The following is a 17,479-nucleotide window of genomic DNA, read 5'->3' as shown; positions in this document are numbered from 1 at the left end:
CAGGGTGACTTGCCCGTCACACTGCATCACCGTCAATGCTGTGGATACTGTAAGAAATACCAGTTTTCACCAGCGCATCCGCATACCCAGGCTGCCGATCAACCCGTTCAGGTCGTTGTCGTCCACGTCGTTGCTGTAGTCGGCGCCGATGTACAGGCTCACCGGTTTGTGCCTGGCGAGAAGGCTGGCCATAGAGTTGGTCCCAGGTCGTGGGCGCGGCGTCTGCGGTGGTCAGGTTGGACCGGGATAGGTTTCTGCGAGGGTAGGCAGACTGAGTGTCGGGATGTCCTGGCGATACCACGGGGCTGTTTCTTGCTCGTCAGTGGCGGCTTGTACTTGCATGGTGAAACACAGCAGGAGTGAACTCGACACCGTGCAAAAAGTGACTTTGATCTCTTGTGGGGTGAGTGGGATTTTCATGGCGGTCTACCTTGCAGTCGCAGGCGGTATCTCGCTCTGGCGTCTCTCCTACCCCGAATGAGGGGCGACCGAATGGAAAAAAACCTCGGGACGGCGCAGATGTCCTCCATTACCACTTCACCCGGACCCCCACGTTACCGAACGTTCCCCGTTGTTGGTTGCTGTCGATATTGCTGGTGTAGTCGAGTCCGGCGTACACGCTGACCGAGGCCGCAACGCTCAGCACCATGCCGATACCGAGGTCGGCGGACGAGGTTCGTTGTTGGGTTTCGACCTGATCGAGATGGTCAAAGGTGACCGTATCGGTACCGGTGAAGGTGTGCCAGATGTTGGCCCGCAGATAGGGTTCCAGCGGCCGGCCGCTGACCTCGTAGCGACCCTTGAGGCGTGCGCCGACGCGGCCGGTCCAGGCACTGTCGGAATCGAACGAGACATGGGAGATGCCGTCGTCCTGGCTGTCGAGTTTGACCTTCTGGTAAATCGCCTGGGCCTGGGGTTCGACCACCCAGTTACCGGTCACCGCGATCGGGTATCCGACTTCTGCCGATAACGTCGTTACGTGCCCGTCATTGTCGATTTTCAGTCCACTTTCGGAACGGTTGTCGCCGTTGAGCCAGGTGTACATGGCCACGGCATCGAGATACGCGCCGGCGAGATCGGTCAGGGTCCAGTAAACGCCAAGGCTGTCGCCTTGCAACTCGACGTTGCCGGAGCGCTTGCCTGCGAAGCCCTGATTGAAACCGTCGACATCGCCTTGCAGGCGGCTGTGGCCGATGAAGAAACCGCTGCGCTGGGTTTGCCCACCCGCCAACTCTGAGCTGAACAGATCATTGCCGACCTGAAAGCCATTGAGCGAGCCGTCCAGTCTTGGCGTGACGGTGCCGGCCCAGGTCTGTTCGAGGTTCTTGCCGTAGACCCGGCCCCAACCGGCACTGAGCGCACCGGTTTGCGTCAGCAGGCGCTGATCGCCCTGACGGTCATGAAAGGTGCCCAGTGCTGTCAGGCTTAATTGTGCTGCAGCCGGCGGCACCACCGACCAGGTAGGCACCGCCTCGCGATACAGGGGGATTGGTGCTGCGCCGGGTACGACGGCCGGCAACACCGGGGCTTCGACCGTCACGACGCCTTCAACTCCTTGAACCCCGGTGGCCACAACCACGGGCGCGGCGACCGGCACTGCGACGATGGGCACCAGCGTCGGTGGCAAGGCGGGATCAGGGTTGGCGACGGCAACCACTGGCGGCGCCACCACCGAGGAGCGCAAATACCAACTGTTTTCGCTGCCCGGTGTGATGCCGCCTTTGAACAGGCGGTAATCGAAGGCGCCAACCGACACCGGGGCATTGAGGGCGAACGCGGTGTTGTCGCTGACCGCCGTGCCTTGGGCCTGAACCAGCTGGATACCGTTTTGCCCGGTCAGGGCACCCGCGCCGCCAACGTTGGTGACGCTGATCAGGGTGCTGCCGGTCAATGTGCCGTTGTTGACCACCAGTTTGTCGCTGGGAGAGCTGTCATCGCCCACGGCGCTTTGCAAGAGCAACTGGCCGCCGTTTCCCACGTAATTGCCTTCAACCGTCAGGCTGTCATTGGTCCGCGAGTTGCCACCGGTGAGGTCGATGACCCCGCTGTTGTTCAGGGTAACGAGCCGATCTGCGGTCAATGGCGCGATGCTGCCCTGCACCGACGTCAGCGTGCTGCTGCCATCGACGTTGAACACGCCCGTGCCGCTGGTGCTGTCACCCAGTTGAAAGTTGCCATCCAGATCCAGGCGCGAGCCCTTGACCAGGTTGACGGTTTCCCAGTTGATGTAGCGGGCGGCGCCTGACGAGGTGGTGTGATCGAAGGTCAGCAGGTCATTGCCGACGCCGCCATTGATGTTCGGGGTGAGGGCGAGGGTGCTTTCGCTGAGGTTGCGCAGGGTGGCGCTGTCGTTGCCGGCCTCCAGCAGGATTTGCGAGCGGATGGTCCCGTCGCCGTCCCACACCAGGGTGTCATCGCCGTTGCCGGCGCGGATCTCGCCGACGATTTCCCCGCCGGTGACCGTGATGCTGTCGTTGCCATTGCTGACACTGATATTGCCGCCGATGCGTCCCCCGGAAACGCTGATGGTATCGGTGCCCAGACCGGTCACCAGGTTGCCGAGGATCTGCCCGCCGGACATATCGAAAATATTGTTATCGAGCTTCATGTCGACCCGGCCGATGGTGCCGTCGGTCATCCTGGCGACGTCGCCGTCCTGGAAGGCGCCAACGATGGTGCCGCCAGTCATCAGGAAGGTGTCGCGACCGTCGCCTTGGGCCAGGGACTGAAGGTTCCCGCCAGACATGACGAAGTTATCGATGCCATTGCCCTGGCTGACCGCCCCAGTGATTTGCCCGGCGCTGATCGTGAAACTATCCGCCCCGTCGCCCTGATTCACGGCGCCGGCCACGGTGCCCGAAGCAATGGTCACGGTGTCGGCGCCGGTACCGAAGGTCACGTTGCCGTTGATCCTGCCGGTGCCGTTGGCAGGAAAGGTCAGGGTGTTATTGCCCGACAAATCGGTCAACGGCCCGCTGGTGGCGCTGTCGCAGACGAAGTTGTCATTACCGGCGGAGGGGGTGAGTGTGCAGGCGGCGTAGGCTGCCTGGGGCCAATTCGCACATAACCAGATCGAGAACAGGCAGGCGCCGAAACGGTATTTGGGCAGATTTGTCGAAAACTCCATGCTTGCCTCCGCGATGGGATCAACCTCCGTTCCTTTGGCCGCCAGGAATGGCCAGGACCGACTGCGCCTGCCAGCATCGGCAGGGCAGCACCAACGTAGCAGGCACTGCTTCGATGTGGCTACTGTCAGAAATAACAGGTGGGGGATGGTTTCACAGCACCAGACGCCTGATGGCTGTGATTCAGAGATGCACTTCCACCGCCAACGGCAAATGGTCAGAAAGGTGCGTCCATGGCTTGTGCCCGAGTATTTGCGGCTCATGGCTGCTGGCATTGCGCAGGTAGACGCGGTCCAGGCGCAACAAGGGAAACCGCGCGGGGTAGGTTTTGGCCGGACGACCGTGGTGGCGTTCGAAGGCTTCGTGCAAGTAATCGCGGCGGGCCAGGGCGGCATTGCCCTGCATCTGCCAGTCGTTGAAGTCGCCGGCAATGATCACCGGCGCATCATCCGGCAGGGACTCGAGGAGTTGACAGAGCAATTGCAACTGCAGCTGACGATGGCTTTCCAGCAGGCTGAGGTGAACGCAGATCGCATGCACTTCGCGATGCCCCGGCACGTCCAGCACGCAGTGCAGCAAGCCACGGCGCTCTGGGCCGGTAATGGAAACATCCAGGTTTCGATACTCGCGGATCGGGTATTTCGACAGTAAAGCATTGCCATGATGACCGTCGGGATAGACGGCATTGCGTCCATAAGCGAAGTCGCTCCACATGCTGTCGGCAAGGAATTCATATTGCGAGGTCTGTGGCCAATCGTTGTAGCGGGAGGAGTGGCGGTCGTGCTCGCCGACGACTTCTTGCAGAAACACCAGGTCTGCCGACGTACTGCGCACCGCTTCACGCAACTCGGGGAGGACGAAACGCCGGTTGAGTGCGGTAAACCCCTTATGGGTGTTTACCGTCAGCACGCGAAGCCGATGAATCGCCGGGGGTGTGTTCAACGGCGTTGATTCGGCTGCCTGCCGTTTTGGATGACTGGCCACATGCACTCCTCTGATTCAGGGCTGCCTATGTATGCGACTGATGTGACGGCAGGCAGTTCAGTCTGCCTGGCAGCGTCACACCTATCACCGATGGTTTCATACCAGCACAATTTCATAAGGCAAACGGATACGCTCCAGCAGCGTCCGGGGCAGCAACGGCGCGATGCCGATGGCCGGTTCGCCGTCGAGTTGGCTGGCGTAGGCGTGGGTGGCGTGGCTCTTGCGGGCGACGGTCCAGGTATCGAGGCGCACCTTGCGGGCACGGTGCCAGGGAATCAGCTCCCGGTCCCGTGCCGGCCAGTGCCAGGCCCAGAACGGTACGTCGTTGTAGGTGGCCCCGATATTGGCTGCCGCCCTGGCGCTGGCGCGGCCAACGGTGTCGTGGTCGACGTTGCCATCCTCGCGCCAGGTGCTGAACACCACATCACCGGGGCGCAGGTAGCGCGTGATGAATTGGACGATCTGATCTTCGTGCTCCACCAGCGCGTTGTCGGCAAACCCGCCACGAATCCACTTCAGGCTGTGCATCGGCAACCCGAGTCGGCGGATGGCTTCCACGCTTTCCTGGGGACGAAATACGCTGAGGCGTTTTTCCGACCACTGCCGAGAGCCCGGATGGCTGGCGCTGCCGTCGGTGATCGAGATCAATTGCAGCGGGTGGCCGAGGTTGCTGAGCAATTGCAGCAGGCCGCCACAGGTCACGACTTCATCGCCGGGGTGCGGGGCAATGAGTACCGCGCGTGCGCCGGTAGGCACCAGGGATTGGGTGCTGATGACCGGGATGCTGTCCAGTTGCGGGGCACTGTTCCAGATTTGTGATGGCAGGCTGGCTTCGCTTAGGGAAACGGGTTTCATGGTGGATACGTCCTTGTTCTGCGTCGCCTTCAGTCGTGCGTGGGACAAGCCCCGCAGACCCGTGAGGGCTCGTTGATAGCGGCGCGACAAGCCAAGCCCTGGATTGCCGCGAATCGAGTATTGCTCATGTAACGCTATTCGTCGCGTCGCGAGCTTATCCAGAATGATTTTTCCGCTCTGCGGTGTTGCGGCCATGAATGCCTGGAGTCTCCTTTACTCTTCTTCCTCATGTTGCAGCTCGAACAGCAGCAACGAGCGTCCGGTGACCGAGTACTCGTGGCCAAACTCGAAGCGTTCCTGGCCGTGGATCGACGGCTGGTTGGTGTCGATCATGCACGTCCAGAAACCGCCGTCAGGCACTTCCGGCAGGCGGAAATTGACGATGTCGTGATGCGCGTTGACCACCAGCATCAACGTCGCGTCGATGCCTTTGCGGCGAATGCCGGTTTCCTGGGCGCGGCCATCGAGCAGCATGCCCAGGCAACGATTGTGCGCATCGTGCCAATGCCTGGTGGTCATTTGCGCGCCGTTCGGCGCCAGCCAGGTCACATCCTTGACGCCGATGTCCTCGTTGTAATTACCCACCAGGAAACGCCCGCGCCGCAGGACCGGGTAGGTCAGGCGCAACTTGACCAGGCGTTTGACGAACTTGAGCAAGGCCTTGCCGTCTTCGCTGAGGTCCCAGTTGACCCAGCCGATCTCGCTGTCCTGGCAGTACGCATTGTTGTTGCCGTCCTGGGTACGGGCGAACTCGTCGCCGGCCACCAGCATCGGCGTGCCCTGGGCCAGCAGCAGGGTGGCGAAGAAATTGCGCATCTGCCGATGGCGTAGCGCGTTGATGTCGGGATCGTCAGTGGGTCCTTCGACGCCGTGGTTCCACGACAGGTTGTTGTTGCTGCCATCCTGATTGTCTTCGTCGTTGGCCTCGTTGTGCTTGTCGTTGTACGACACCAGGTCATTGAGGGTGAAGCCGTCATGGGCGGTGACGAAGTTCACCGATGAATAGGGGCGGCGGCCACGCTGATTGAACATTTCGCCTGAAGCGGTCAAACGGCTGGCGAAATCCGCCAGTTGCCCATCGTCGCCTTTCCAGAATGCACGCACGGTGTCGCGGAACTTGTCGTTCCACTCGACCCAACCCGGCGGGAAATTGCCGACCTGATAACCGCCGGGGCCGCAGTCCCAGGGTTCGGCGATCAGTTTGACCTGGCGCAGCACCGGGTCCTGGCGGCAGGCCACGAGGAAACTGTGGCGTTCGTCGAAACCGTCGTGATAGCGCCCGAGAATGGTCGCCAGGTCGAAGCGGAAACCGTCCACGTGCATTTCCGAGGCCCAGTAGCGCAAGGAGTCGGTGACCATTTGCAGTACGCACGGGTGGCTCAGGTCCAGGGTGTTGCCGGTGCCGGAATCGTTGATATAGAAGCGCTTGTCATCGGGCTTGAGGCGGTAGTAGGACGCATTGTCGATGCCGCGCATGGACAGGGTCGGGCCTTGCTCGTTGCCCTCGGCGGTGTGGTTGTAGACCACGTCGAGGATCACCTCCAGATTGGCTTCGTGCAGGTGCGCGACCATTTCCTTGAATTCGGCAATCTTGCCGCTGGCCAGGTATCGCGGGTCGGGGGCGAAGAACGCAATGCTGTTGTAGCCCCAGTAATTGGTCATGCCCTTGTGCAGCAGGTGCTGGTCATTGACGAACGCATGGATCGGCAGCAGTTCCACGGTCGACACGCCGAGCTTGCGGATGTGCTCCACCACATCATCGACCATCAACCCGGCAAAGGTACCGCGCAGGTTCTCGGGAACGGCAGGGTGACGCATGCTGAAGCCGCGCACATGGGTTTCATAGATGATCGTCTTGTCCCACGGCACGCTGACGCGGTGGTCGTGGCCCCAGGTGTGCGCCGGGTCGATGACCTTGCATTTGGGCACGAAGGGCGCGCTGTCCCGTTCATCGAAGCTGAGGTCGGCGTCGGGGTGGCCGATGGTGTAGCCGAACAGCGCTTCGGACCATTTCAGCTTGCCCACCAGCTGTTTGGCGTAGGGGTCGATCAGCAGTTTGTTGGGGTTGAAGCGATGGCCGTTGGCCGGGTCGTAGGGGCCGTAGACGCGATAGCCGTAGATCAGCCCCGGATGGGCGTCGGGCAAGTAGCCGTGATAGATCTCGTCGGTGTATTCGGGCAGTTCGATGCGTTCGAGTTCCACCTCGCCGGCGTCGTCGAACAGGCACAGTTCAACCTTGGTGGCGTGGGCGGAAAACAGGGCGAAGTTGACGCCCAGACCATCCCAGGTGGCACCCAGTGGAAAGGGCAGGCCTTCGCGGATTCGTGTGGTTTCGGCACGAGGGGCTGGCGCGGCGGCTTTCTTCGGACTGGGCATAGGTACTCCTGTAAACGGTGTGTCAGGCAACATCAATGCTGGAAGTGATGGCCTCTTCGCGGGCAAGCCCGCTCCCACAGGGACCTGTGAGTTGCCACAGATTGCAGCCACACCTTCAAACACTGTGGGAGCGGGCTTGCCCGCGAAGGGGCCTCAAGACATATTCAAATCGCCGGCGGTTTTCGCGCAGCCCGGGGCTTTTTCTCGAGGGCCTTTTCCCCCGGCGGGATTACCTTTGAAGCCGCCGCCGGTTTGGCCTTGGTTTTTGGCGCGGCGACCTTGGCATCGCCAGCCTTGCCATTGGCCCTTTTGCTCACCGGGGTTTTGCTCGCGGTTGCCTTGGCCGGTTGTTTCGGGGCCAGGGCTTCGGCTTCTGCCAGTTTGCACGCCATCTCCCAGTGGCGGGCCTCCTGACCTTCGGGTTTTCCTTCGGATTCCCAGATCTGATAGGCAAATTCGCGGATGCGTTTATCGTCGGTACTCATTGCAATGCTCCTGAACTGAACTCAAGTGTGGGCAGTTTGAAAAATGAGATTGACCGGGAAATCCCCCAGCGCGGCGCTGATCGGCAGCTCCCTGTGTTTTGTGACTGTGATGCCGGAAAAAAGTCCCTGCAGATGTTCGTCAGGGACGGTGAAGGGCAGTTTGACCCGGGTATCGCCCCACAGCGGCGCGTGGACCTGTGGTTCGGCACCGTTTTCCAGCAGTTCGGCACAACGTATCGGCACAATCACGATGGCGCGTTTTCCCTCCTGTTCACGGACAAAACACAGCACTCGATGGGCCTCGCTGCCCACCACTTCCAGAGCCTGGTAGGTGCCACGCCGAAACAGCTCGGCATGCTCGGCGCGCAGGCTCAAGGTGCGCGCAATCAAGGCTTGCTTGATGCGCCCGTCACGCCAGTTCTGCAACAAGTCCGGCAGGTCCACCGCTTGCTGCAGTGCCTGCTGGCGGCTGGCGTAATCGACGGGGCGACGGTTGTCCGGGTCGACCAGGCTGAAGTCCCAGAAATCGTTGCCCTGATACAAATCCGGCACCCCGGGCACAGTCATGCGCAGCAAGGTTTGCGCCAAACCGTTGAGTGCACCGGGGGCGGCAATCGTGCGGGCAACTTTGACCAGGGCGGCACGCAGCAGCTCGCCTTCGGGGCTGAGCAACAGGCGCTGGATGAAGTCCTCGCTCGCTTGCTCGTAAATGTCATTGGGCGCGCTCCAGCTGCTTTGCAACTTGGCTTCGCGCAGGGCCTTGCGTTGCCACTGACAGAGGCGTTTTGCGTAGTTCTCGAGTGCCGGCAGATGATCGATAGCCAACTCCAGCGGCCAACTGCCGAGGATCGTCTGGTACAGAATCAACTCATCGCCCGCCGATGGCATTTGATCGTCGTTGCGCAAAGGCCGGGCGAGGGCGCGCCACAGGCCGATCTGGTCGGCGTACCAGCTTCTGCGCTCGCTCAGTACCGCCAGTCGCGCCCGTGAATCTTCGCCGCGCTTGTGGTCGTGGGTGGCGCTGGCCAGCAGATTGTCCGGGAAGGTGTCGAGGCGCTCGATGCAGGCCTGATGAAAGTCGGCGAGCGGTGCGCTGAACTGTTCGGTGTTGAAGCCAACGTCATTGCGCGAGAGCAAGACGGCCGAACGATAGAACGCGGTGTCTTCCACCGCTTTCGCCGCTGCCGGCGAGGTCAGTTGCTGGAAACGTACGCACGCGTGCTTCAGGCGTTTGCGTTCGCGACCGGCCGGGCGCTGACGCCAGGGTTCACCGCCGAGCCAGCCGGCCAGGCAGTCGAGCACCGGCCAGTCTGCTTCGCCGAGGGTTTGGCGGGCGCCGTCCATGGCCTGGCGGAAAAACGTCTCGTCCCGGGCCGACCGGCCAAGGGGGCTGATGTAGGTGCGGTACACCGGAAAATGCACGATCAGCGCCTGCAAGGCCCGGCGAATGGCGCCCAGGGTCAGGTCGCGGGTCATGAGGTTGTCCCGGGCCACTTGCAGCAAGGCCTGGGCAACGCTTTCGAAATCTCCGGCCAGGGAACCGCTGAGGATTTGCTGGCGCGCCAGTTGAGCTTCCCGGGAGAAGTCGGCGGGCCGCTCGCTGTGACGCTGCCAGCGTTCGGCCAGTGTCTGCGCGCCCCGTGGATCGTGTTGCAGCAGTGACAATTGGTTCATGAACTCGTAACCGGTGGTGCCATCCACCGACCAGTCGCGATGCAGGGTTTCACCTTCGCCGAGGATCTTTTCGACATAGATGGGCAGGTGGCGGCCCGCCGACAGGCTGTCGACCCGGCGACGCAGTTTTCGGCAGTAGCCCCGCGGGTCGGCGAGGCCGTCGATGTGGTCGATGCGCAACCCGTCGATCAGCCCTTCAGCCACCAGTTGGAAGATCTTCGCGTGGGTGGCTTCGAACACGGCGGGGCGCTCGACGCGCAGTCCGCCGAGTTCATTGATATCAAAGAAGCGCCGCCAGTTGATGTCATCGGCGGCGGTGCGCCAACTGGCCAGGCGATAGCTCTGGCGCTCCAGCAGGTTGTGCAGGCGCTGGAAGCCTTCGCCGGTCAGTGAGTCGTAGTTGTTCAGGTGCTGCTCGATGGCGTGGGCAAGGGCCGGATCGCTGAGCAGATCGCGCAGTTCCGCTTTCAGCGGCAGGGCCAGGCTGTGGGCGTCGGTCTGATAGCTCAAGGTGCTGAAGCGATCGGCCAGGTTTTTCAGTTGTTCGGCCTGCTGTGTATCGAGCGGCGCATCGGTCCTGAGCAGTTCCCCGTAATCGCTGGGGCAAATCGGAAAACGGTGTTCGTAGTGCTCGACATGGAAGGTGCCGTGCCAGGCATCGAAGCGCAGGGGCAGGGTGCCGTCCTGCAACGCGACGCCGTAGTCGCTGCCGAGAAACGGCAGGAGCAACTGGCCTTCCATCAACGGGTCGGGTGAGTGCCACTGTATGTCGAAAAACTCGCCGTAGGGACTCAGGCGTCCCCACTCCAGCAAATCCAGCCACCAGGGATTATCGTTGCCGCCGACCGCCATGTGGTTGGAGACGATGTCGAGGATCAACCCCATGTTGTGTCCATGCAGGGCAGTGACCAGGCTGCGCAGCGCCGCCTCTCCGCCCAGTTCCGGGTTGACCCGGGTCGGGTCCACCACGTCGTAGCCATGCATCGACCCGGCGCGGGCACGCAACAGCGGGGAGGCGTAGACATGGCTGATGCCGAGGCGGGCGAAATACGGCACCAGCGGCACCGCATCTTCGAGCGTGAAGCCTTGGTGAAATTGCAGGCGCAAGGTGGCGCGCAGAGGTCGGGTCGGCACCTGGGTCATCGATCACGCTCGGCCGCCTGCAGTCGCGCGCAGGCGAGCAGTTCCAGGCGTCGCGCGGCATCCGCTCCATCGAGCAGGGCCTCACTGTATCCGGGCAAGCGCCGCGACCAGTTCGGGTGAGTATCGATGGTGCCCGGCAGATTGGCCTGTTGTTCGACGCCAAGGGCATCTTCCAGCGGCAGCAGCACCAACGGCGCGCGGGTATGACCGAGAAAGCGCACGCTGGCATCGAGCACCTGGTCGGTTTCGTGGGACTCTTCGCGAAAGTTTTGCGGGTCCTGGCTCAACGCCCGGCGCAGGCCTTCACGCTCGCGCTCGCGGTGCTGACGCCATTCGATTTCTGCGCTGGCATCGACCAGGCCGAGCCGGGCGTTCCAGTCGATATCGCGACCATGCCACCAACCGTTGAGGGTCGGCAGGTCATGGGTGCTGGTGGTGGCCAGGGCGTTGTCCGGCCAGTCGAGGATCGGCTTGAAGTGCGTGTTGTCCTGTTCGAACAGCAACACCCGCATGCCGAGCATTGAACGGGCGATGAGTTTTTCCCGCAGGCCGTCCTGTACGGTGCCGAGGTCTTCGCCGAGGACGATGGCCTGGTGACGATGGGATTCCAGGGTCAGCAGGCGCAGCAGATCGTCCACTGGGTAGTACAGGTAAGCGCCGTCGGCCGGCGGCGAGCCATTGGGGATTACCCACAAACGCTGCAAGCCCATGACGTGATCGATGCGCAAGCCTCCGGAGTGGGCGAAGTTGGCCCGCAACATTTCGATGAAGGCCCGGAAACCATTGCGCACCAGGCCTTCAGGGGAGAACGCGGAAATCCCCCAGCCCTGGCCCGTGCGGTTGAGAATATCCGGTGGCGCACCGACGGTGAGGGACGCGAGCAGTTCGTCCTGACGGCTCCAGGCCTGGCTGCCGCCGCCATCGGCGCCAACGGCCAGGTCGGCGATCAGGCCGATACTCATGCCGCTGGCGCGGGCGGCGGTTTGCGCACGCTCCAGGCAGCGCGTGATCAGCCACTGGCAGAAGGCGAAGAATCCAATGCGCCCGGCATTTTCTTCGGCGAATGCCGCCAGTTCGGCGCTGCGCGGATTGCGCCAGGGTTCGGGCCACTGCCGCCAGTCGAGGTGTTCACCGCGGGCAGCGCGCGCCTCCTGAATGGCTTCGAAGCGGCAATGGTTTTCCAGCGCTTCGCCGGCGGCGTGACGAAAACTGCTGAAGTCTTCGTGCAAGGGGTGTTCGCCCTGGACGAAACCTTCGTACAGCGACTGCAACAGCCGATGCTTGGCTTCGGCGGCGGCCGGCCAGTCAATCAACGGGCGCTCTTCCAGCGCCTTGAGTTCAATGGCCAGTCCGGTTGCATCGATGGCGGTGCGCAGTGCGCGTTCGCCGAGAATGGTGCCGGGGGCGCAGTAAAGGCTGTTGAGAAACAAACGGCTGGATGGCGAATACGGGCTGTAGCGTTGGCTGTCACTGGAAAACATCGCATGCAAGGGGCTGATCGCCAGCGCCTCGGCGCCACGCTCGCCGGCCACCCGGGCAAGGTCCTCCAGCGCCTGGGTGTCACCAAACCCGCCATCGCCGGGGCGGCGCAATCCATACAACTGCACGCTCAGGCCCCAGGCACGGGGAATCGGGTTGTCCACGGCATCGGCCACGCTGTAGCAACGGGCCGGGGCCACGGCCAGGGTGAAGCTTTGTCCGTCGATGCTGACCTGTTGATAGCCGACCGGTACCAGCCCCGGCAGCACCGCGTTGGCGTCCAGTTTCAGGCTGAGCCGCGAACCGTCCTCGAGGTGGATTTCGCAAGGGGTTCCAGGCTCGAAAAAACGCGCCAGGTCCAGGCCCGCCCCGACATCGGCGGTGATCAATGGCGGCAGGTGATGGGTCTGTTGCACCGCCTGCAACTCCAGCAGGCTGGCGTCGATTTCCTGGGCACTGCCGGCCGGGTGACCAAGGCCGGTCAGCACGTTGCGCAACACGGACGGCGCGACTTTTTGCGGGCGGCCGTTGGCGTCGAGCCAGTCGACGGCCAGGCCGGCACGGCTGGCCAGGATTTCCAGTTGCGCATCACTCATGGACGCTCTCCAAACGAGGTAGCAAAGGGGGCTGCAGCGGCGAGGCTGACGAGCGCGCAATACGGGGCAAGGGTGTTTGGGGCCGGCAGGTCGGAGTTCTGTGGCGGGTATTCGAACAAGCACATGGCATCGGTCTGTGAGGTGTGGACTACGGGGCTGGCGCTGAGGTTCAGGTCAATGCGCAGCTGGCTGCCATCGCCCAAGCGCCAGGATGCACTGACCGCGCCTTCGCCCAGTACGTCGCTGCCCAGTGCCTGGGCGCCCGGCAGGCGCGGGATGATGTGCCGGTGACGGATCTGCAACAGTCGGCAATACAGGTCGTGCATCTCGCAATGGCCGGTCGATGGCAGGACCGGGCGGGACGCTGCAAACGTCTGCGGATCGTTCGGGTCCGGAATGTGTTCGCGCAGTTTTGGGTCGGCAAAGGCGCTGAACGCCGCGAACTCGTTGCGCCGGCCGTCGCGAACCTGTTTGGCCAATTCACCGTGATGGCTGGTGAAAAACAGGAAGGGTTGCTCGACGGCAAACTCGTCGCCCATGAACAGCAGCGGAATCATCGGCGACAACAGCAGTAATACGGTGGCGGCCCGCAGCGCTTGCGGGTGGGCGAGTTGATGCAGGCGCTCGCCGAAGGCCCGGTTGCCGATCTGGTCATGGTTCTGCAAAAAAAGGATGAATGCACTGGGCGGCAGATGCCCGCTGGGTTCACCGCGCGCCACACCATGACGGTTGATATGGCCCTGGAACACGAAACCCTGGCTCAGGCAGCGCGCCAGTTGTTCGGTGGGGTTTTGCGCGTAGTCGGCGTAATAGGCCTCGGTTTCGCCGGTCAGCAACACATGCAGGGCATTGTGGCCGTCATCGTTCCATTGCGCGTCGTAGCCCTGTTCGAGCAAGCCGGCCTGGTTGTGTTCGTTCTCCACCATCAGCCAGACGTGCCGCGCCGGTCCCGTCTGCTGGCGCACCCGTCGTGCCAGCTCCTGGAGGAAATCCGGGTCGTCGATGGCGTGCACCGCGTCCAGGCGCAAACCGTCGAAACGGTATTCGAGCAGCCACATCAAGGCGTTTTCGATGAAGAAGTCCCGCACTTCGCGACGGCGCAAGTCGATGGCCGCGCCCCACGGCGTGTGTTTGTCTTCGCGAAAAAAGCCCTTGGCATAACGATGCAGGTAATTGCCGTCCGGGCCGAAGTGGTTGTAGACCACGTCGAGAATCACCGCCAGGCCGTGGCCGTGGGCGGTGTCGATCAAGTGCTTGAGCTGCTCGGGTGAGCCGTAGGAAGCCTGGGGTGCATAGGGCAGGACGCCGTCATAACCCCAATTACGCTCACCGGGAAACTGCGCGACGGGCATCAGTTCGATCGCGGTGACACCCAGTTCGACCAGGCGTGCCAGATGCTGCTCGACGGCGCTGAAGCCGCCGAGCGCACCAACATGCAATTCGTAGATCACCGCCTCGTTCCACGGCCGACCCAACCAGGCGCTGTGTTGCCAGGCATAGGCCAGCGGATCGACCACCACACTGTGCCGGTCGATATCGCCGGCCTGAGCGCGGGAGGCCGGGTCGGGCACTTCCAGTTCGCCGTCGATGCTGTAGCGGTAACGCGTGCCCGCCGCGCATCGGGTGTTGCTCACGAACCAGCCGTCGGCCTGGGGCAGCAACGGCAAGGACTGTCCATTTTCCAGTTCGACACTGACGTAGAACGCATCTGGCGCCCACAACGCGAATCGCGTGTGCTCTGCGTCCAGCATGATTGCGCCGTGGGGCCAGGTCTCAAGGGTCCGTAACGGCATCTTGAAAGCCTCTTACTGTTTGTTCGATTTCCCCAATGCTTTAGCCACAAGCTGTTCGTAGAGCTCGGCGTAGGGTTCGACCGCCTTGCACCAGTTGAACGGCGCCGCCATGGCCCGGCAACGCATGGCGTGCAGCAGGTCGGGAAAGGCGAACACCTTGAACGCGCGGCTCAGGGCTTCCTGGTAGCTCTTCACCGTTGATTCATCGAACAGGAAGCCGGTCACGCCGTTTTCGATGGTGTCGGCCAGGCCACCGGTGTTGCGTGCCACCGGCAACGAGCCGAAGCGTTGGGCATACATCTGGCTCAGGCCGCATGGCTCATAACGCGAGGGCATCAGCAGGAAGTCGCTGCCAGCGAACATGCGCCGGGCGTCGGTTTCGTTGAAGCCGATGCGCACGCCGATCTGCCCGGGGAAACGCAGGGCCAGTTCGCGCATCGATTGTTCTTCTTCTGGCTCGCCACGGCCGATGATCGCGATCTGCCCGCCGTTTTTGACGATGTACTCGGACACCGCTTCGGTCAGGTCCAGGCCTTTCTGGTAGACCAGGCGTGAAACCACGGCGAACAGCGGACCTTCGGAATCTTCCAGGCCGAACAGCTCGCGGACATGGGCGGCGTTTACGGCCTTGCCATCCCAGTCGCCGATGTTGAACGGGCGGAACAGGTGCGGATCGGTCGCCGCATCCCAGCTTTCATCGATGCCGTTGGGAATGCCGCTGAGCAGGCCTTGCTGGGTCTTGGCGGCGAGGAACCCGTCGAGACCGCAGCCGAAATCCGGGGTGGTGATTTCCTGGGCGTAGGTCGCGCTGACCGTGGTGATGTGGCTCGAATAGGCCATGCCGGCCTTGAGGAACGACATCTTGCCGTAGAACTCCATGCCTTCCTGTTGCAGTGCGTGATGGGGAATGCCCAGTTCGGGGCACGAGCCCAGGCTGGTCACGCCTTGATAGGCCAGGTTGTGAATGGTGAACAATGTGGGCGTGCGCTGCCCACGCCAGTGCATGTAGGCCGGGGCCAGGCCGGCGGGCCAGTCGTGGGCGTGCACCAGGTCCGGGCACCAGTGGATCTGCGCGAGGTTGGCGGCAATATCGGCAGCCGCCAGGCCCAGGCGGGCGAAACGGATATGGTTGTCCGGCCAGTCGCGGCCGTTGTTGGCGCCGTAGGGCGAACCTTCGCGCTCGTAGAGTTCAGGGCAGATCAACACGTAAATGACCAGACCGTCGGGCATGTCCATGCGCCCGATCTTGCACGGTGGCAGCGCAGCATGACCGCCAAGCTCACCGATGATATGGATGGGGTTCTCGCTGTGCAGCACCTGCGGATAACCGGGGATCAACACCCGTACATCGTGCAGATGGGCCATGGCCCGTGGCAGGGCCGCGGAAACGTCGCCCAGGCCACCGGTTTTCACCAGGTCGGCAATTTCCGAGGTGACGAACAGGACTTTTTTACGGTTCGGATTCCGGTTGGCTGCCGGGGTCAACGTCCTGGTGCCTGGAACGCTGACGGGTTGGGTGTTTGCGGCAGTTACGGCGCTCGATTCGCCGACCTGATGAGCACGCTCTCCCTGTATTTCCAAAGCCGTACTGATCATATGAATCTCCCGTGTTGTTGATCTAATTCTTAGGTCTGGCAAACGGTGTTCCATGGCCAATTCCCGTGGCCGGCGCAAACGCGCTACGCATCAGTGAGCAAGCGCTGCCCAATGCGTCTAGGCAAAAGGGTTGAATCAGCCGTTGCAAAGATTGCACCAGTCGCAACGCACCTTCTTGTCAGAGGACCGATCGGGATTGGAAAAAGTTTCGACTATTTTTCCATTTTGTGACCGACCAGTTTCGCTTTGAGAAAATGAGTCTAGGCCAGAACTTAGAGCGGTAAAGGGCAGATGGCAAAATTGTTCGACAATCGGTTTGTAGCGGTACGGACGTGCCTGATCGAGGTGCAAACGCCCCGACGAAGTGCATGTTTTTTTGCGTTTTGGCCTCAAAAAGTCACTGGGCAGTCACATAAATGTGCGACGTGATTTATCAGGCATGCACTGTTGTGGCGCGTATTTTTGAGTCCTGCATTTGGCCGAACCACTGCCTTACTGCCCACCTTGGTGCCTTGTTATAGTTCGGGCCTCATTTTTGCCCGCAAAAGGATCATTGGCATGTCTCAGTACACAGCGTTCAACGTCGAACTGGTCGATAAAATCGCCCATGTGCAGATCAACCGTCCGGAGAAGATCAACTCGATGAACGCCGCGTTCTGGAGCGAGATCGTCGAGATCTTCCAATGGATCGACGACACCGATGAAGTGCGCGTGGTGGTCCTGAGCGGGGCAGGCAAGCATTTCTCCTCGGGGATCGACCTGATGATGCTGGCCGGTGTGGCCAATGAACTGGGCAAGGACGTGGGCCGCAATGCGCGCCTGTTGCGGCGCAAGATCCTCACCCTGCAAGCGTCGTTCAATGCGGTCGATAACTGCCGCAAACCGGTGCTTGCGGCCATTCAGGGTTACTGCCTGGGTGGCGCCATCGACCTGATTGCCGCGTGCGACATGCGTTATGCCGCCGAGGATGCACAGTTCTCGATCAAGGAAATCGACATCGGCATGGCCGCCGACGTTGGCACGTTGCAACGCTTGCCGCGGATCATCGGTGACGGCATGCTGCGCGAACTGGCTTACACTGGTCGCACGTTTGGCGCCGACGAAGCGCGGAGCATGGGCCTGGTCAATCGCGTCTACAGCGACAACGCCAGCCTGCTCGACGGCGTCATGGGCATTGCCTGCACAATCGCCAGCAAGTCGCCGATTGCCGTCACCGGCACCAAGGAGATGATCAGCTACATGCGTGACCATCGCATCGATGACGGCCTCGAATACATCGCCACCTGGAACGCCGCCATGCTGCAATCCACCGATCTGCGCGTGGCCATGGCCGCCCATATGAGCAAACAGAAACCCGAATTTCTGGATTGATT

The 17,479-nt window shown here is 62.1% G+C and carries 11 protein-coding genes and 1 pseudogene; 1 reads left to right on the top strand and 11 read right to left on the bottom strand.

The genetic code is table 11. From position 1 onward, the window contains the following. Positions 1 to 66: 66 nt before the first annotated feature. The 11 genes and pseudogenes from AC3IT6_RS15700 to glgA all read right to left on the bottom strand — a co-directional run. Positions 67 to 183: pseudogene (locus AC3IT6_RS15700) on the bottom strand (autotransporter outer membrane beta-barrel domain-containing protein); the annotation flags it as partial. Between the two features lie 48 nt (positions 184 to 231). Then, positions 232 to 420 carry a hypothetical protein gene (locus AC3IT6_RS15695; RefSeq protein WP_412072380.1) on the bottom strand — a complete coding sequence of 63 codons (189 nt, stop codon included), beginning with the start codon at positions 418 to 420 and terminating at the stop codon, positions 232 to 234. 109 nt (positions 421 to 529) lie between these two features. Continuing rightward, the gene (locus AC3IT6_RS15690; RefSeq protein ID WP_489350931.1) at positions 530 to 3,127 is read right to left on the bottom strand and encodes an autotransporter family protein; all 2,598 of its coding nucleotides are present in this window, start codon (positions 3,125 to 3,127) and stop codon (positions 530 to 532) included. 181 nt (positions 3,128 to 3,308) lie between these two features. Then, positions 3,309 to 4,109, bottom strand: a complete 801-nt coding sequence (locus AC3IT6_RS15685) for an endonuclease/exonuclease/phosphatase family protein (protein WP_150724007.1) — start codon at positions 4,107 to 4,109, stop codon at positions 3,309 to 3,311. A gap of 96 nt (positions 4,110 to 4,205) precedes the next feature. Further along, positions 4,206 to 4,964, bottom strand: a complete 759-nt coding sequence (locus AC3IT6_RS15680) for a PIG-L deacetylase family protein (RefSeq protein WP_223448771.1) — start codon at positions 4,962 to 4,964, stop codon at positions 4,206 to 4,208. Between the two features lie 213 nt (positions 4,965 to 5,177). After that, the gene (gene glgX / locus AC3IT6_RS15675) at positions 5,178 to 7,340 is read right to left on the bottom strand and encodes a glycogen debranching protein GlgX (RefSeq protein ID WP_489350928.1); all 2,163 of its coding nucleotides are present in this window, start codon (positions 7,338 to 7,340) and stop codon (positions 5,178 to 5,180) included. A gap of 164 nt (positions 7,341 to 7,504) precedes the next feature. After that, complete coding sequence (locus AC3IT6_RS15670; RefSeq protein WP_489350926.1) at positions 7,505 to 7,825, bottom strand: DUF2934 domain-containing protein; 321 nt, start codon at positions 7,823 to 7,825, stop codon at positions 7,505 to 7,507. A gap of 21 nt (positions 7,826 to 7,846) precedes the next feature. After that, entirely contained in the window at positions 7,847 to 10,642 is a 2,796-nt protein-coding gene (locus AC3IT6_RS15665) for a malto-oligosyltrehalose synthase (RefSeq protein ID WP_489350924.1), read from the bottom strand. Beyond that, positions 10,639 to 12,717 carry a 4-alpha-glucanotransferase gene (gene malQ / locus AC3IT6_RS15660; RefSeq protein WP_489350922.1) on the bottom strand — a complete coding sequence of 693 codons (2,079 nt, stop codon included), beginning with the start codon at positions 12,715 to 12,717 and terminating at the stop codon, positions 10,639 to 10,641. Before malQ ends, AC3IT6_RS15665 begins: the two co-directional genes overlap by 4 nt. Next, a complete protein-coding gene (treZ, locus tag AC3IT6_RS15655) occupies positions 12,714 to 14,510 on the bottom strand; it encodes a malto-oligosyltrehalose trehalohydrolase (RefSeq protein WP_489350920.1) in 1,797 nt (598 codons plus the stop codon). Before treZ ends, malQ begins: the two co-directional genes overlap by 4 nt. Positions 14,511 to 14,522: 12 nt before the next feature. Beyond that, positions 14,523 to 16,106 (bottom strand): glycogen synthase GlgA, encoded by a 1,584-nt coding sequence (gene glgA, locus AC3IT6_RS15650; RefSeq protein WP_489350918.1) that lies wholly within the window; start codon positions 16,104 to 16,106, stop codon positions 14,523 to 14,525. A gap of 558 nt (positions 16,107 to 16,664) precedes the next feature. Between glgA and AC3IT6_RS15645 the strand changes: the two genes are divergently transcribed. After that, on the top strand, positions 16,665 to 17,477 hold the full coding sequence (locus tag AC3IT6_RS15645) for a crotonase/enoyl-CoA hydratase family protein (protein WP_150724000.1): 813 nt from the start codon (positions 16,665 to 16,667) through the stop codon (positions 17,475 to 17,477). Positions 17,478 to 17,479 lie beyond the last annotated feature (2 nt).

The sequence above is a fragment of the Pseudomonas sp. KH_017 genome (genome assembly GCF_057840285.1).
This window is presented reverse-complemented; position numbering and strand designations above follow the sequence as displayed.